At 74.6% G+C, this 14,787-nt stretch carries 14 protein-coding genes; 6 read left to right on the top strand and 8 right to left on the bottom strand.

The features are described 5' to 3' along the window. The first annotated feature begins 256 nt into the window (after positions 1-256). Together lnt and MW084_RS21830 are read left to right on the top strand one after the other, a co-directional pair. Positions 257-1,873 carry an apolipoprotein N-acyltransferase gene (lnt, locus tag MW084_RS21835; RefSeq protein ID WP_010468999.1) on the top strand — a complete coding sequence of 539 codons (1,617 nt, stop codon included), beginning with the start codon at positions 257-259 and terminating at the stop codon, positions 1,871-1,873. 246 nt (positions 1,874-2,119) lie between these two features. Beyond that, positions 2,120-2,575, top strand: a complete 456-nt coding sequence (locus MW084_RS21830; RefSeq protein WP_275563750.1) for a hypothetical protein — start codon at positions 2,120-2,122, stop codon at positions 2,573-2,575. Between the two features lie 22 nt (positions 2,576-2,597). On the opposite strand, the gene MW084_RS21825 is transcribed toward MW084_RS21830, so the two are convergent. From MW084_RS21825 to MW084_RS21795, 7 genes are all read right to left on the bottom strand, one after another. Continuing rightward, entirely contained in the window at positions 2,598-3,089 is a 492-nt protein-coding gene (locus MW084_RS21825; RefSeq protein WP_010469003.1) for a hypothetical protein, read from the bottom strand. 154 nt (positions 3,090-3,243) lie between these two features. Then, positions 3,244-3,927: a uracil-DNA glycosylase gene (gene ung / locus MW084_RS21820; RefSeq protein ID WP_010469005.1), complete on the bottom strand. Its 684-nt coding sequence runs from the start codon at positions 3,925-3,927 to the stop codon at positions 3,244-3,246. 96 nt (positions 3,928-4,023) lie between these two features. After that, entirely contained in the window at positions 4,024-5,601 is a 1,578-nt protein-coding gene (locus MW084_RS21815; protein WP_029553326.1) for an ABC transporter substrate-binding protein, read from the bottom strand. 117 nt (positions 5,602-5,718) lie between these two features. Next, a complete protein-coding gene (locus tag MW084_RS21810) occupies positions 5,719-6,513 on the bottom strand; it encodes an SDR family oxidoreductase (RefSeq protein ID WP_255115803.1) in 795 nt (264 codons plus the stop codon). Positions 6,514-6,558: 45 nt separating this feature from the next. Then, a complete protein-coding gene (gene fabG, locus MW084_RS21805; RefSeq protein ID WP_010469010.1) occupies positions 6,559-7,320 on the bottom strand; it encodes a 3-oxoacyl-ACP reductase FabG in 762 nt (253 codons plus the stop codon). 148 nt (positions 7,321-7,468) lie between these two features. Continuing rightward, on the bottom strand, positions 7,469-7,852 hold the full coding sequence (locus MW084_RS21800; RefSeq protein ID WP_010469012.1) for a DUF3037 domain-containing protein: 384 nt from the start codon (positions 7,850-7,852) through the stop codon (positions 7,469-7,471). Further along, positions 7,849-8,721: a HipA family kinase gene (locus MW084_RS21795; protein ID WP_029553328.1), complete on the bottom strand. Its 873-nt coding sequence runs from the start codon at positions 8,719-8,721 to the stop codon at positions 7,849-7,851. Before MW084_RS21795 ends, MW084_RS21800 begins: the two co-directional genes overlap by 4 nt. Before the next feature lie 826 nt (positions 8,722-9,547). Between MW084_RS21795 and MW084_RS21790 the strand changes: the two genes are divergently transcribed. From MW084_RS21790 to MW084_RS21775, 4 genes are all read left to right on the top strand, one after another. Next, positions 9,548-10,051: a septum formation family protein gene (locus MW084_RS21790; protein WP_010469016.1), complete on the top strand. Its 504-nt coding sequence runs from the start codon at positions 9,548-9,550 to the stop codon at positions 10,049-10,051. Further along, a complete protein-coding gene (locus tag MW084_RS21785) occupies positions 10,048-11,034 on the top strand; it encodes an ATP-binding cassette domain-containing protein (RefSeq protein WP_010469018.1) in 987 nt (328 codons plus the stop codon). The genes MW084_RS21790 and MW084_RS21785 overlap by 4 nt, the downstream gene beginning before the upstream one ends. After that, positions 11,027-11,971: a hypothetical protein gene (locus MW084_RS21780; protein WP_010469020.1), complete on the top strand. Its 945-nt coding sequence runs from the start codon at positions 11,027-11,029 to the stop codon at positions 11,969-11,971. Before MW084_RS21785 ends, MW084_RS21780 begins: the two co-directional genes overlap by 8 nt. A gap of 630 nt (positions 11,972-12,601) precedes the next feature. Further along, positions 12,602-12,904, top strand: coding sequence for a hypothetical protein (locus MW084_RS21775; protein WP_010469022.1), 303 nt, complete (start codon positions 12,602-12,604; stop codon positions 12,902-12,904). 318 nt (positions 12,905-13,222) lie between these two features. Here the strand turns inward: MW084_RS21775 and MW084_RS21770 are convergent, their stop codons facing one another. Beyond that, positions 13,223-14,731, bottom strand: coding sequence for an aminopeptidase P family protein (locus tag MW084_RS21770; protein WP_010469024.1), 1,509 nt, complete (start codon positions 14,729-14,731; stop codon positions 13,223-13,225). Between the last annotated feature and the right edge of the window lie 56 nt (positions 14,732-14,787).

Genomic DNA, 14,787 nt, shown 5'->3' with positions numbered 1-14,787 from the left:
TATGAANAATGTGTATAANNNCCNNNNCNGNGNTCCNNACGCACGGCGGCACCGCCCCCGCCCACACGTCCGCGGGTTCCCCGGGGCGGGACGCACACCGGGCCCGAAGCGGCGCCTCCCGCGTCCTCCTCCTCGGCCCCGCCTGTCCGCCGGGCGCGCCCCCGCCGGACGTGTCCGCGGCCGCGCCGGGGGCACTGTCCGTGGAGCGGCCCCTCCGCCACACTGGAGTTCCAGGGCCCCGGGCGAGGAGGCGCGGATGCGGTCGGCGACCGAACTCGGCGAAACGACCGCGCGGCCGCGGTCGCCCGGGTCACCGCGGTCGTCGCGGTGGGGGCGCGGCGCGGCGGCCGTCCTCGCGGGCGCGCTGCCCGCCCTGGCGTTCCCGGCGCCCTCCCTGTGGTGGCTGGCGTACGTGGCGCTGGTGCCGTGGCTGCTGCTGCTCCGCACCGCGCCGACCGGCCGGCGGGCGGCGTTCGACGGGTGGCTGGGCGGGACGGGCTTCGTCCTGGCCGTGCACCACTGGCTGGCGCCGAACCTGCACGTGTTCCTCCTGGTGCTGGCGGCCCTCCTGGGACTGCTGTGGGCGCCGTGGGGGTGGCTGGCGCGGTGGGCGCTCAGGGGGGCGCGGGTGTCACGCGGGCGGGCGGCCGCCGCGTGCGCGGTGGTGCCGTCGGGCTGGCTGATGGTCGAGGCGGTCCGGTCGTGGGAGGCGCTGGGCGGCCCGTGGGGGCTGCTGGGCGCAAGCCAGTGGCAGGTCGCGCCCGCGTTGCGGGTGGCGGCGCTGGGCGGGGTGTGGCTGGTGACGCTGCTGGTGGTGGCGGCCAACACGGCGGTGGCGCTGCTCGTGGCGGTTCCCCCCGCCCGTACGGCCGCGGTCGCGGTGCTGGTGCCGGGCACGCTCCTCGCGGCGTCGGCGTGGACGTGGTCGGCGCCGCCGGAACCGGCGGGCACGGTACGGATCGCGGTCGTCCAGCCGGGGGTGGTGGACGGGCCGGAGCGGCGCTTCTCCCGCGGTGAGGAGCTGACGCGTTCGCTGGCGGGGCAGGACGTGCGCCTGGTCGTCTGGGGCGAGAGCAGCGTCGGCGCCGACCTGGCGGCCCGGCCGGACCTCGCCGACCGGCTGGCCGGGCTGTCGCGGCACGTCGGCGCCGAGATCCTGGTGAACGTCGACGCGCGCCGCTCGGACCGGCCCGGCATCCACAAGAGCAGCGTGCTCGTGGGCCCCGGCGGTCCGACCGGGGACCGGTACGACAAGATGCGGCTGGTGCCGTTCGGCGAGTACGTCCCGGCGCGGGCCGTGCTGGGGTGGGCGACGTCGGTGGGCCGGGCGGCGGACGAGGACCGGCGGCGCGGCACCGAGCAGGTCGTGATGGCGGTCGGCGGCGGGGAGCGGACGCTGCGGGTGGGGCCGCTCGTGTGCTTCGAGTCGGCCTTCCCCGACATGAGCCGCAACCTGGCCCGCGGCGGCGCGCAGGTGCTGGTCGCCCAGTCGGCGACGTCGACGTTCCAGGACAGCTGGGCGCCCGCGCAGCACGCGTCGCTGGCGGCGCTGCGCGCGGCCGAGACCGGCCGGCCGACGGTGCACGCGACGCTGACCGGCGTGAGCGCCGTGTACGGGCCGGACGGTGCCCGGATCGGGTCCCCGCTCGGCACGGACCGCGCCGCGGCCGCCGTCTACGACGTGCCGCTCGCCGGGGCGTCGGCGACGCCGTACGTGCGGTTCGGCGACTGGCCCCTGTGGGCGTCGCTCGCCGTCCTCGCGGGCGCTGCGGGCGCCTTCGGGGCGCGGGCTGCCGGACCGCCACCCGCACCCGGGGGCACCGCCCTCCGTGCCCGCGCGGCCCGCGGACCCGCGGCGCTCCGCGGGCGCTGAGCGCCGCCTCACCGGTACGGCGCCGGTGCCCAGGGAGGCCCGGGGGCCGAGCCGGGTCGTGCGGGCCCGGGGCGCCCCGGCCCGCCGCCGGCGGGCCCATCGGGAGGCGGCACCCGCCGGGAGTCGGCACCCGCCGGATTCCCGGGCGCCGCACCCCGCGGCATACGTGTGACACGCGTCACCCGTGCGTGCGGTAACCGTCGGTACGAACGGTGCGGGCGGCGGCCCGGGCGGCACAGTGGGCCGGTGCGGGAAAGAGCGAGGGCCGGGCTCGGCGGGAGCGGTGGGGCGCTGTGCGTCCTGGTGGGTGTGGTGGCGGTGGCGTTGCCGGGCTGTGTGACGGTGGCTCCCGGCCCCGGCCCGGTGGAGACCCCGGCGGTGGCGGAGACGTCGCGGAAGCCGGAGCCGCCGGTGGTCGAGGGGCGGCCGCGCGAGGCGCTGGAGAGCGCCGCCCCCGCGGCGGCGCCGACGCCCCGCCCGGCGGTGACGCGTGAGCGGGCGGCCGAGGACGACGGGGAGCGGGCCGGGGCACGGCCCCCGGCGCGTGCCCCGGAGGCGCGCCCGCCCGCGCCGGTGCGGACTCCGGTCCCGGCGCGTCCGAGGGTCGCCGTGCCGGACGTGTGCCGGCTGGCGGAGCGGCACGGCGCGTGGCGTCCGGGCGGCGTCGAGGAGCGTACGTGCCGGGAGGCGGTGCCCCGCTGACGCGGCCCCGGGGCGGCGCCGTTCAGGCGCCGTCCTCCCGCAGACGGCGGTCGAGCTGGTCGATGGCGGCCCGGACACCCGCGCCGTACCCGTCGTCGGCGAGGACGGCCGAGGCGGCGCGGGCCAGGTCGAGGTGGGAGCGCGCGTCGTGGGGGCGGTGCAGTGCCAGGTAGTCGGCGGCCAGGTTCAGATGGAGCGACGGGTACAGGGCCCGCAGGGCGGCGGCCGTCGCGTGGCGGGCGGGCCGCTCCCCGTCGAGCGTCCCGGCGGCCGCCAGGGCGCGCAGGTCCCAGGCGAGTTCGGCGTCGGGGTCGTCCTGGGCGTCCGCCATGTAGTGGGCCAGGGTGCAGCGGTGCAGGGGGTCGCCGTCGGTACCGATCCGCTCCCACAGTGCGTGGAGCCGGTTGCGGGCCTCCTCGCGGTCTCCCCCGTGCAGCAGCATCGTCGCCTGGCCGATGCCGGTCATGACCGCGTCGTCCGCGGCGCCGGACGCGACCGCGTCCTCGTCGGCCATGTGCCGGCCCCTCTCGTCGTCCCCTCCCGACGCTAACCGCCGGGGCGGCCGCTCGCCGGGCGGACACGGCCGGCACCGGTACGCCGACCCGTCCGGGCGCACACCGGCCGGAGCCCGCCCGCCGCGCGGTCCCCGTGCGGCGGGCGGGCACGGCTCAGCCGAGGTCGGGGATGCGCCAGTCGATCGGTTCGTGGCCCTGCTCGGCGACGGCCCGGTCGATCTGCGTGAAGGGCCGGGAGCCGAAGAACTTCTTCGCGGAGAGCGGCGACGGGTGGGCGCCCTTCACCACGGCGTGCCGCGACTCGTCGATGAGCGGCAGCTTCTTCTGCGCGTAGTTGCCCCACAGGACGAACACGGCCGGGTCGGGGCGGGAGGCGACGGCGCGGATGACGGCGTCGGTGAACTTCTCCCAGCCCTTGCCCTTGTGGGAGTTGGCCTCGCCGGCGCGCACGGTCAGCACGGCGTTGAGCAGCAGCACCCCCTGCTCGGCCCACGGCATGAGGTAGCCGTTGTCCGGGACGGGGTGGCCGAGGTCGTCCCGCAGTTCCTTGTAGATGTTCCGCAGGGACGGCGGGATCCTGACGCCCGGTCGCACGGAGAAGCACAGGCCGTGCCCCTGGCCCTCCCCGTGGTACGGGTCCTGGCCCAGGACGAGGACCTTGACCTTGTCGTACGGGGTGGCGTCGAGGGCGGCGAACACCTCCTCCCGCGGAGGGTAGACCGGCCCCTTGGCCCGTTCCTCCTCGACGAACTCGGTGAGCTGCTCGAAGTACGGCTTCTGCAGTTCGTCGCCGAGGACGCCGCGCCAGGACTCGGGCAGCATGGCGGTGTCGGTCACGTCAACAACCTCCGGTGTGGGATCGCCTGTCGGTCACCGAACCTACCGGTGACCACTGACAGCCGATCCCACCGGCTCCGGCCGCCGGCCGTGTCGTCACCAGCTGGTCTTGCGGTGCAGCTCCCACACCTGCATGACGGTCTGCGGGTCGAGGGCGCGCTCGGCACCGCCGATCTCCTCGCTGGCCGCGATGTACAGCTTGCCCTGCCACAGGGGCAGCATCCGGACGTCCTCGACGAAGATCTGCTGGGCCCGCTCGAACTGCTTGACGACCGTCGCGCGGTCGCTCTTGCGGCGCGACTCGGGCAGCAGCCGGTCGGTGATCTCCTGCTGCTCGTACGGCGCGGCGTGGACGTTCTTCTTGCCCACGAACGGCGCGACGAAGTTGTCCGGGTCCGGGAAGTCCGGGAACCAGCCGCGGCCGAAGACGGGGTACTCGCCCTTCTGGTACGCGGTCTGGAAGTCCTTCCAGGGCTTGCCGACGAGGGTCACCTCGAACAGCCCGGAGGCCTCCAGCTGCCGCTTGATCTCGGTGAACTCGGCCACCGCGGAGGAGCCGTACCGGTCGGTGGTGTAGCCGATGGTCAGCTTCACCGGCTCGTCGATCCCGGCCTTGCGCAGGATGCTCCTCGCCTTGGCGACGTCCGGGTCGCCGTAGTGGTCGAAGAACTTGGTGGTGTGCCCGGCGATGCCCTTGGGGACCATCGAGTACAGCGGTTCGGCGGTTCCCTTGTACGCCTTGGAGACGAGGGTTCCGCGGTCGATGACCTGCGCGACGGCCTGGCGGACGGCGGGCTTGCCGGCCTGCGGGTCCTTGGGGTTGAAGACCAGGTAGTGGATGGTCGCGCCGGTCAGCTCGACGACCTGGAGGCCCTCGTTCTCGGCCTTCTTCTCGCTGAGGTCGACGACCTCCTCGGCGGTCAGGCCGCGGTAGGTGACGTCGATCTGCTTCTTCTTCAGCGCGGCGACCAGCGCCTCGGACTCGCCGAAGTAGCGGATGGTGACGGCGGTGTTCTTGCGGTCGGCGTACCCCTTGTACGTGGGGTTCTTGACCAGCCGGGCCTGCACGCCCTCGGTGTACTCGCTCAGCAGGTACGGGCCGGAGCCGACCACCTTGCCGTCCTCGCGGACCCGGTCCGCCGGGTAGGAGACGGGGTCGACGATCGACGTGGCGGGCGTGGCCAGGACGAAGGGGAAGGTGGCGTCCGACTCCTTGAGGCGGAAGATCACCGTCCTGTCGCCGTTCGTCTCGATCTTGTCGAGGGATCCGAGGAGCCCGCTGGGTCCGCCCTCCGCGTTGATCGTGCGGATCCGCTCGATCGAGTGCTTGACGGCCTCGGCGTCGACCGGGGTGCCGGAGGAGAACCGCAGCCCCTCGCGCAGGTCGCACTGGAACACCTGGCTGGTGCCGTCGGTGAACCTGCAGTCCGCCGCGTCCGGCTGGGGGGTCGTACTGCCCGTGGGGAAACTCAGCAGCGTCTGGAAGACGTTCCGGTACAGCTCCCAGGAGCTGTCCCACGCGGCCGCCGGGTCGAGGGTGGTGGGGGAGCTCGTCGTACCCACGACGATCTTGCTTTCCGCTTCGGCCTCATCTCCCGCGAAGAGGCCGCATCCCGCCAGCAGGGATATGGACGCAAGAGCTGCAGTCGCCTGCAGGCTGGTCCGGTTGAACACGTGCACACGCTCCTCGTTCAGCCATGGTCGGCCGACGATACCGCAGCTCCCCGCCGGTCAATCAGGCGGACCGGCGGGGCACTTGAGACGTCAGGCGACCAATCGGGAGCAATCCCCTCAACCCACTCCGGCATTGAGCAGGATGCCCCCGTCGACGACCAGGGTCTGCCCCGTCATCCAGCCCGACTGCTCCGAGGTGAGGAAGGCCGCGGCGGCGCCGATGTCCGAGGGCGTGCCGAGCCTGCCGAGCGGATAGGCGGCGGCCGCCTCCGCCTCGCGGCCCTCGTAGAGGGCCTGGGCGAACCTCGTCTTCACGACGGCCGGGGCGATCGCGTTGACCCGGACGAGCGGGGCGAACTCGTGGGCGAGCTGCAGCGTGAGGTTGATCATCGCCGCCTTGCTCATCCCGTACGCCCCCACGAACGGGGAGGCGGCGACGCCGGCGATCGACGCGATGTTCACGATCGCGCCGCCGTTCTCCTTCTGCCAGGCCTTCCACGTCCGCTGGGCGAAGCCGAGCGCCGAGACGACGTTGGTCTCGTAGACCTTGCGGGCCGCGTCGAGGTCGAGGTCGGCCATCGGGCCGAAGACGGGGTTGGTCCCGGCGTTGTTGACCAGGTAGTCCACCCGGCCGAAGGCCTCCATGGTCCGCTCGACGGCGATCGCCCGGTGGGCCTCGTCGTGCGCCTTGCCCGCGACGTGGACGGCGCGGTCGGGGCCGAGCCGTTCGACGGCCGCCCTGAGCGCCTCCTCCGAGCGCCCGGTGATGCAGACGCGGTCGCCGCGGGCGACGAGGGCCTCGGCGATGGCGTACCCGATGCCCCGGCTGCCGCCGGTGACCAGGGCGGCCCGGCCGGTCGGCCCGGGTGCCGCGCCGTTCTCCATGCTGTCGTCCCCCATGTCGTTCCCCATGTCGTCCTCCATGCCGTCCGCCGTCTCAGTCGAGGGTTCGCCGTCTCAGTCGAGGGGTCCGCCGGCCACGTACAGGACCTGGCCGGAGACGAAGCCGGCGTCGTCGCCGGTGAAGAAGGCGATCGCGTTCGCGACGTCCTCGGGGCGGCCCACGCGGCCGACGGGGATCTGCGTGGCGGCGGCGGCCTGGAACTCCTCGAACCCCATGCCCACGCGCTCGGCGGTCCGCGCGGTCATCTCGGTGGCGACGAAGCCGGGCGCCACGGCGTTGGCGGTGACGCCGAACCTGCCGAGCTCCTTGGCGAGGGTCTTGGTGAAGCCCTGGAGGCCGGCCTTGGCGGCGGAGTAGTTGGCCTGGCCGCGGTTGCCGAGGGCGGAGGACGAGGAGAGGCTGACGATCCGGCCGAAGCCCGCGTCGACCATGTGCCCCTGGCACGCCCTGGTCATCAGGAACGCGCCCTTGAGGTGGACGTCCATCACCGTGTCCCAGTCGGACTCGGACATCCTGAACAGCAGCTCGTCGCGGAGCACGCCCGCGTTGTTGACGAGGATGGTGGGCGCGCCGAGCTCGTCGGCGACACGGGCGACCGCGGCCTCCACCCGGGCGGCGTCGGAGACGTCGCAGCCGACGGCGAGGGCGGTGCCGCCGGCCGCGGTGACGGCGGCGACGGTGTCCGCGCAGGCGGCCTCGTCGAGGTCGAGGACGGCCACGGCGCGCCCCTCGGCCGCGAGCCGCACGGCGGTCGCCGCTCCGATGCCGCGCGCCCCTCCGGTCACGACGGCCACGCGCTGCCGGGTGGTGGACATGCTGGTCCTCCTCGTCCTCGACCCCCTGGGAGCCGTTCGTCCTCGCTCCCGGCGGACCGGTGAGCGACCGCTCGGTGCCTTCGGCGGGACGAGACGCTAGAAGCCGCGGCACCCGGTGTCAACGACTGGCCGGCCGGCCCCGGAGGCGTCAGCGGACGAGCAGGTCCAGCAGCCGCTCCACCTCCGCCTCCGGATCCGCGGTGAGCCCGGTGTGGACGGGGCCGGGCTGGACGACGGTGGAGCGGGGCGCGACCAGCCAGCGGAAGCGCCGCCCGGCGTCGTCACGACCGGCCTGCCCGGCGTCCTCCCCGCCGCGGCAGACGCCCTCCACGGCGCGCAGGGCGGCCCGCACACCGGTGACGTCCGCCCGCGGGTCGAGCGCCGCCAGCTTCCCCTCGTCCAGGTGCGTCCGCGCGGCCACGAACGACCGGGCGCGGCAGTAGACCACCACGCCCGCGTTGAAGCACTCGCCGCGGTCGACGCGCGGGACGACGCGCAGCAGGGCGTACTCGAAGACGTTCCGCTCGGTCACCGGCCGCCGTCCTTCCGCTCGCCGGGCACGGCCGTGCCGTTCCGGGCGGCGCGGGGACGGGGGGCGAGGCGGTCGGCCAGCCAGCCGGGCGGCCGCGCGGCCGGGCGCTCGGTCCGCTCCCCCACGGTGACCCGCAGGTGGATGGTGGCGGCCCTCGACAGCAGGGCCTCGACGTAGGCCCGCCGCACGGCGTCGGGCGAGTCGAAGCCGGGCTCGCCGGCCAGCCACTCGTCGGGCACGTCGGCGGCGACCTCGCCCAGCAGGTCCCCGGTGACCCGCGGCGCCAGTTCGGCGGCGGCCGCGGCCACGTCGGGGCCGTAGGTGGCCAGGACGTGGTCGGAGGCGTCGTACGGCTTGGCGGCGGAGGCCGCCGCCCCGGGCCAGTTGTGGTGCCAGATCATGGTGGCGCCGTGGTCGATGAGCCAGGGCTCGCCGTGCCAGACCAGCATGTTGGGGTTGCGCCAGGACCGGTCGACGTTGTTGACCAGCGCGTCGAACCAGACCACCCGGCCCGCCTCGACCGGGTCCATCTCGTAGACGAGGGGGTCGAAGCCGATGGAGCCCGGCAGGTAGTCCATGCCGAGGTTCAGCCCGCCGCTGGCCTTGAGCAGCTCCTGCACCTCCTGGTCGGGCTCGCCCAGGCCGATCACCGGGTCCAGCTGGATGGCGACCAGCTCGGGCACGCGCAGACCGAGGAGTCGGCCCAGCCGGCCGCAGATCACCTCGGCGACGAGCGTCTTGCGGCCCTGGCCCGCGCCGGTGAACTTCATGACGTACGTGCCGAGGTCGTCGGCCTCGACGATCCCGGGCAGCGAGCCGCCCTCGCGCAGGGGCGTCACATAGCGCGTGGCGGTGACTTCTCTCAGCATCCTCGCAGGTCACCCATCTCTTCAACCTCGCTGTCAACGGTCGGCTCCGTCGGGGCGCGGCAGGTGGCGCCCCCGGCGGGGACCCGGGGTCGGGGTTCCGGGGTTCCGGGGTCGGGAACGGAGGCCCGGGCGTTCGGTGTTCCGGGGGCCGGGCGGCACACCGGTGCCCCGCTCCCCGGGCGGTTCGTCGGCGGCGGCGCCCCCGCACCGCCGGCCCACGGCATGAAGTGAGCATAGTAACCGGGCGTGATCACGGGTGGGGGGCGTCGGGCCGGTCGCGCCCCGGAAGGGGTGCCGGCCTCCCGTCCTCCCCGGATGTCCGGCCCGGTACCGGGAGAGGGCCCCCGGGCCTGCTCGGCTTCGACGGGCACCTCCGGCGCGGCGGTCGGACCGCGAAGCCGGTTCCGCACCCGGCGGGACACCGGTGGCCGAGTTCGCCGTGCGGCCTGCACGTGCCGTGCCGGTTCTCGGCCTGTTCGAAGACCGCGATGCGGGCCGCGGGCCGGCTCGGTCGCGGGTCCTCGCCGGACGGTTCCCCCTTCGGTGTGGCGAGAACGCCCGGGCGGGCGCGTTGCACCCGCGCCGGCCGGTCCGGCCGACGGTGCTCGCCCCGGTGCCGTCGGCGATGCCGCCGTCGGCCGGATTGCGAACCCCGGCGGGAACCTCGTGGTGGACTGGTACGCCGACGACAATGGCGGCAGCGACGGCGACACGTGGGACTCCCTCCACGGCACCCGCGTCTGCTGACCGGCTGCCGTCGCGATGGCCGGGCGGGACGCGGCGCGTCCCGCCCGGGCACGTCCGTTTTCTCGAAGGGGATGAGCACATGGGTCGTTCCTTACTCCTCCGGCTGGTCGCCGTCGCCGCCGTGGTGTCCGTCGCCGGCTGCGCCACCACCGGGGGCGGCGTACCGGAAGAGGCGGCGCCTGCGCCGAGCAGGCCGGCCGACCCCGTGAAGGGCCTGCCGACGGGCAGACCGGTCCCCTTCTCCTCCCTCACCGCGGGCATGTGCTCCAACGACGACGGAGCCGTCACCGCCGCCGAACCGGTGGGCGTCGTCGACTGCGCCACCCCGCACCGCTTCGAGGTTCTCGCGAAAGTACGCGTTCCCGGCGGACCGGATGCGCCGTTCCCGGGGCGGAACACGCTCGTCGGACAGCTCACCAAGGCCTGCGACCCGATCCTGGAGCCGCTCGTGGCCGCCGCGCGCGGCAGCCGTATCGGCATGCAGCTGCTGCCCTTCGACGAGAAGTCCTGGAAGGACGGCAACCGCACCGGCTACTGCGCCGTCACCTTCCCGGAACCGGTCACCGGAACGGTGGGCGCGTGACGTCGCTCGACTCCGGCGAACCGCTGGCACGGCTCGACTCGCTGGTGAAGCGGTACCGCACCTCGCGCGGCCGGTACCAGACGGCGCTCGACCGCTTCTCCATGTCGGTTCCCGCACGCTCCGTCGTCGGGCTCCTCGGCCCCAACGGGTCCGGCAAGACGACCGCCTTGAAGGCCCTCCTCGGACTCGTCCGGGTCGACTCGGGGAGGATCAGGGCCTTCGGCCACGAACTCCCCCGCTGCCAGCACCTCGCGGCCCGGCGCACAGGAGCGCTCATCGAGGGCCCCGCCTTCACCGCGTCCCTCACCGGGGAGCACAATCTCCGCCTGCTGGCCGCCCTGCACGGCGTTCCGGAGAGCACCGTCGCGGAGGTGCTCGACCTCGTCGGCCTCACGCGCGACGCCCGGCGCGCCTACTTTGGATACTCACTCGGGATGAAGCAGCGCCTCGGTGTCGCCGCCGCCCTGCTCCCTTCGCCGGACCTGCTGGTCCTGGACGAGCCGATGAACGGCCTCGACCCGGAGGCGATCCGCGATCTGCGCCCCCTGCTCACGCACCTGCGGGACGACCGGGGCATGACGGTGCTCGTCTCCTCGCACATCCTGGCCGAGGTGGAACTCGTCTGCGACCACGTCACCATCGTCCGGCACGGGCGCGTCATCACCGAAGGCGAACTGTCCCGCCTGGTGGGCGGCGCGTCCGATCACGTCGTCCTCCGGCTGCCCGGACCGGCTTCCCTGCGCGACACCGCCCGCGCCGTGCTCACCGGCCGGGGAATCCGCGTGGGCACCGTCGACGGCTCCCGGGACCCGGCCGAGCTGAGGGTGGAGACCGGCGAACGTGTCCCCGCCGTCCTGCGGATCCTCGCCGAGCACGACATCTACCCGGACGGGATCCACCACCGGTCCGCCTCGCTGGAGGACGTCTACATCCGGGCGATCCGTGCGGCGGACGCCGATCGGGGCGAGACCCGGCATGACTGACGACCGTCGCCCGATCCCCTGGCGCCGCCTGCTGCACGCCGAGCTGCGCCGCCTGTTCGCGCCCCGCGCCGTCCGGTGGGCCGCGGCCGCGTTCCTGGCCGCCACCGCCCTGTTCGGCCTGTCCAAGCTGGCCCTGCACCACACCGACACCGCCGCCGCCTGGCGGGCCGCCGAGGCCCGGTTCGCCCAGGTCCGGGCCGATGCCGTCCACTACGGCCTGCCCATGAACGACGGGGTCACGTCCCGGCTCTTCTACGACGAGCCCCGCTACCTCATGAGCACACTCGCCTTCGGCGACCTCCGCACGGCGCTCACCGCCCTCGCCGCCGGCGCCGTCCTCTTCGGCATCGTGGCGGGCGGCGCGGACTGGACCTCCCGCGTCGTCCTCACCCTCGCCGCTGCCGAGCCGCGCCGCGGTCGGCTGTTCGGCACCCGTGCCCTGCTCGTCACGGGAACCTCCGCCGCGGCGGCGGCCGTGACCGGCGCCCTGCTGGTTCCGCTCCTCCTCCTCGCCGCCTGGCTCCGCGGCAGCACAACCGGGACGGACGGGGGCTTCTGGGCCGCGTTCGGCAGCCTGTACCTGCGCGGCGTCCTGCTCTGCGGCCTGTTCGGCCTCCTCGGGTACGCACTGGCGACGCTGACCCGGCGCGCCGCCACCGCCCTCGGCGCCGCCTTCCTCTACCTGGCCGCGGCAGAGCGGGTCCTCGGCGGGCGCGGCCCCCGGCTCGCCGAGTACGACATGACCGGCCTCGCCTTCGCCGTCCTCAACGAGAAACCCGTGATCCCGATGATCGAATCCGACTGCGTCGCCGGGCCGGGCTGCGAGGCGGCGCACGTCGACCTGACCCACGCCGACGGACTCGTCGGCATCGCGCTCCACGTCGTCCCCGTCCTCGCTCTCGCCCTCTGGCGCTCCACCCGGACGGATCTGGGCTGATGGCACCGCCCCTGCCCCTGCGCCGCCTCGTGGCAGCCGAACTCCGGCGCCTGCTGAGCCCCGCCGCGGTCCGCCACGCGCTCTACGCGCTTCCCCTCGCGCTCGTCCTGTACGTCGCCGCCGCCTACTTCGCCCACCACACCGACACCGCGAGCGCCTGGCGGGCCGCCGAGGGGGCCCACCGCCGGTACCTCGCCGACGCCGCCGCCCGCGGCATCCCCACGGCCGAAGTCCCGCCGGTGGGCACGTTCTTCGACGACCCCCGCTACCTCTTCGCCAAAGCGGTGTTCACGGACCTCAGGACGGTCCTCTCGGGCCTGGCCGTCGCCGCCCTGGTCCTCGGCATCCGCAGCGGCGGCGCCGACTGGTCCTCCCGCGTCCTGCTCGTCCTCGCCACCGTCGAGCCCCGCCGTCCGCGCCTGTTCGCGGTGCGCGGTGCCCTCGTGGCGGCCGGTACCGCGCTGATCGCGCTCCTCGTCGCCGGTGCCCTGGTGCCCATGCTGGTCTGGACCGGGCGGCGACGGGGCAGCCTGGAGGGTGCCGACGGGGCGTTCTGGCAGGTCCTCGCCCTCATCACACTGCGCGGGGCGCTGCTCGTCGGGCTGGTCGGCCTGCTCGGATACCCTGGGCATGCTCACCCGGGGCACCGTGGCGGCCCTGGGGATCACCCTCGTGTACCTGGTGGCGGCCGAACGGCTCCTCCAGGACTACCTCCCCTCGCTGACCGAGTACCACCTCTCCGGCATCGCCTTCGCCGCCCTCAACGAACGCCTCCTGCTGGACGTCGACCGCACGGACTGCCTGGGCCGGGCGGCGTGCGTGGCGATGCACCGGGGCACCACCGGTACCCAGGCGTTCGCCGCGCTCGCCGTGTACCTGCTGCCGGTCGCGATCGCGGCGTACGGGCGGTTCACCCGACGGGACCTCGGGTGAGGGACCCGCACGCTCCGGCGGTGGGCCCTGCGGCCTCCGGTACGTTCCGGGCCCGGCCGCGCCGCGGCGTGTGCGGCCCCCTCGGGGCCACCGGCCACCACCGGGGTTCCGCTCCTCCGGTGTGCGGCGGGGCGGCGGCGTCCCGGCAGGACGGCGCGGCGGGACGGCGCCGGCCCCCGCGACCGGACGGGTCGCGGGGCCGGCGGTGTCGCGCTCGCCCCCGCCCGGCCGCCGGTCCCGTGACGGCGGTGGGACCGGCGGAGAGCGGCGGGCGCGCGGGGCGGTGGGCGAGGCCGGGCAGCGGCCCCACCGGGATGTTCAGGCGCCCGCGGAGCCCAAGACGCGCGCCATCCACTCCTCGACTTCGTGGGAGGTGCTCGGCATCGCGGCGGAGAGGTTCTCGCAGCCGTCCTCGGTCACCAGCACGTCGTCCTCGATGCGCACTCCGATGCCGCGGAACTCCTCCGGGGCGAGGAGGTCGTCGGCCTTGAAGTACAGGCCCGGCTCGACCGTGAGGATCATGCCCGGCTTCAGCTCGCCGTCCATGTACTCCTCGCGCAGCAGGAGCTGGCAGTCGTGGACGTCCATGCCCAGGTGGTGGGAGGTGCCGTGGACCATCCAGCGGCGGTGCCAGCCGCCGCGCTCCGGGTCGAGGGTCTGCTCGAGCGTGACCCCCTCGGGGAGCAGGCCCCACTCGTGCAGGCGGCGCGCGATGACCTCGTTCGCGGCGGCGTGGATGTCGCTGAACCTGTTGCCGGGCTTCACCGCCGCCATGCCGGCCTGCTGCGCCTCGTAGACGGCGTCGTAGATCCTGCGCTGCACGTCGGTGAAGCGGCCCGTGACCGGGAGGGTGCGGGTGATGTCGGCGGTGAACAGGGAGTCGACCTCGATGCCGGCGTCGATCAGGATGAGGTCGCCCTCGCGGACGTCGCCGGTGTTCCTCGTCCAGTGGATGGTGTTGGCGTGGTCGCCGGAGGCGCAGATCGACTCGTAGCCGACTCCGTTGCCCTCGTGCCGGGCGTACAGGCCGAAGATGCCCTCGACCCACCGCTCGCCGCGCCCCTTGCGGACGGCTTCGGGGAGGGTGGCGATGATCGCCTCGAATCCCTTGTGGGTGGCGGCGATCGCCTTGCGCATCTCGCCGACCTCCCACTCGTCCTTGAGGAGCCGCATGCCGGACAGGTGGCGGGCCAGCTCCTGGTCGGCCTCCTCCTGCTGCTCGGCGGAGAGGGTCGTCCCCGCCTGGGCGCGGGTGGCGTCGACGAGCTCGGCGAGCTGCGGGTCGGCCGACCGGACCACGCGCAGCCGGGCGGCGTCGTCCTTGGCGAGGTCGTCGGCGAGGGAGTCGATGTGGCGGGCGGTGAGGCCGAGCTGCGACTCGACGTCCGCGACGGTCGGGCGGGAGCCGACCCAGAACTCCCCGTACCGGGAGTCGACGTAGAACTCCTCGGTGTCCCGCGGGGCGGGCGGGCGGAAGTACAGGACGGCGTGGTGCCCGCCCTCGGGGCGGGGGTGCAGCACGAGGACGCTGTCGGGGTCGGCCTGGGCGCCGAGCCCGGACAGGTGGGCGAAGGCGGTGTGCGGCCGGAAGGTGTAGTCGGTGTCGTTGCTGCGTACCTTCAGACCGCCGCCGGGGATGACGAGCCGCTCGCCGGGAAACCGCTGGGACAGGGCTTCCCGCCGGCGGGCCGCGTGGTCGGCGGCCTCGGCGCGGGGGGTGGGCGGGCGGTCGTCGGAGGCGGCCCATCCGGAGGCCATGAACTCGCGGAAGGCGGTGTTGGTGGGGGTGCCGCGGTGGCCTGCCTTGGGCTGATTCTCGCTCGTCATGCCGGATATCCTGTCAGATCGACCCGTCGTGCGTACCCCTGTCGAACGGACTGGCG

This window comes from Streptomyces sudanensis (assembly GCF_023614315.1).
GTDB lineage: Bacteria > Actinomycetota > Actinomycetes > Streptomycetales > Streptomycetaceae > Streptomyces > Streptomyces sudanensis.
This window is presented reverse-complemented; position numbering and strand designations above follow the sequence as displayed.

Excerpts from the sequence above, each read along its gene's own strand:
- MW084_RS21775 (WP_010469022.1), top strand. The coding sequence starts at position 12,602 with ATGCTCACCCGGGGCACCGTGGCGGCCCTGGGGATCACCCTCGTGTAC.
- fabG (WP_010469010.1), bottom strand. The coding sequence starts at position 7,320 with ATGTCCACCACCCGGCAGCGCGTGGCCGTCGTGACCGGAGGGGCGCGC.
- MW084_RS21825 (WP_010469003.1), bottom strand. The coding sequence starts at position 3,089 with ATGGCCGACGAGGACGCGGTCGCGTCCGGCGCCGCGGACGACGCGGTC.
- MW084_RS21810 (WP_255115803.1), bottom strand. The coding sequence starts at position 6,513 with ATGGGGAACGACATGGGGGACGACAGCATGGAGAACGGCGCGGCACCC.
- lnt (WP_010468999.1), top strand. The coding sequence starts at position 257 with ATGCGGTCGGCGACCGAACTCGGCGAAACGACCGCGCGGCCGCGGTCG.
- MW084_RS21770 (WP_010469024.1), bottom strand. The coding sequence starts at position 14,731 with ATGACGAGCGAGAATCAGCCCAAGGCAGGCCACCGCGGCACCCCCACC.
- MW084_RS21790 (WP_010469016.1), top strand. The coding sequence starts at position 9,548 with ATGGGTCGTTCCTTACTCCTCCGGCTGGTCGCCGTCGCCGCCGTGGTG.
- MW084_RS21795 (WP_029553328.1), bottom strand. The coding sequence starts at position 8,721 with ATGCTGAGAGAAGTCACCGCCACGCGCTATGTGACGCCCCTGCGCGAG.
- MW084_RS21780 (WP_010469020.1), top strand. The coding sequence starts at position 11,027 with ATGACTGACGACCGTCGCCCGATCCCCTGGCGCCGCCTGCTGCACGCC.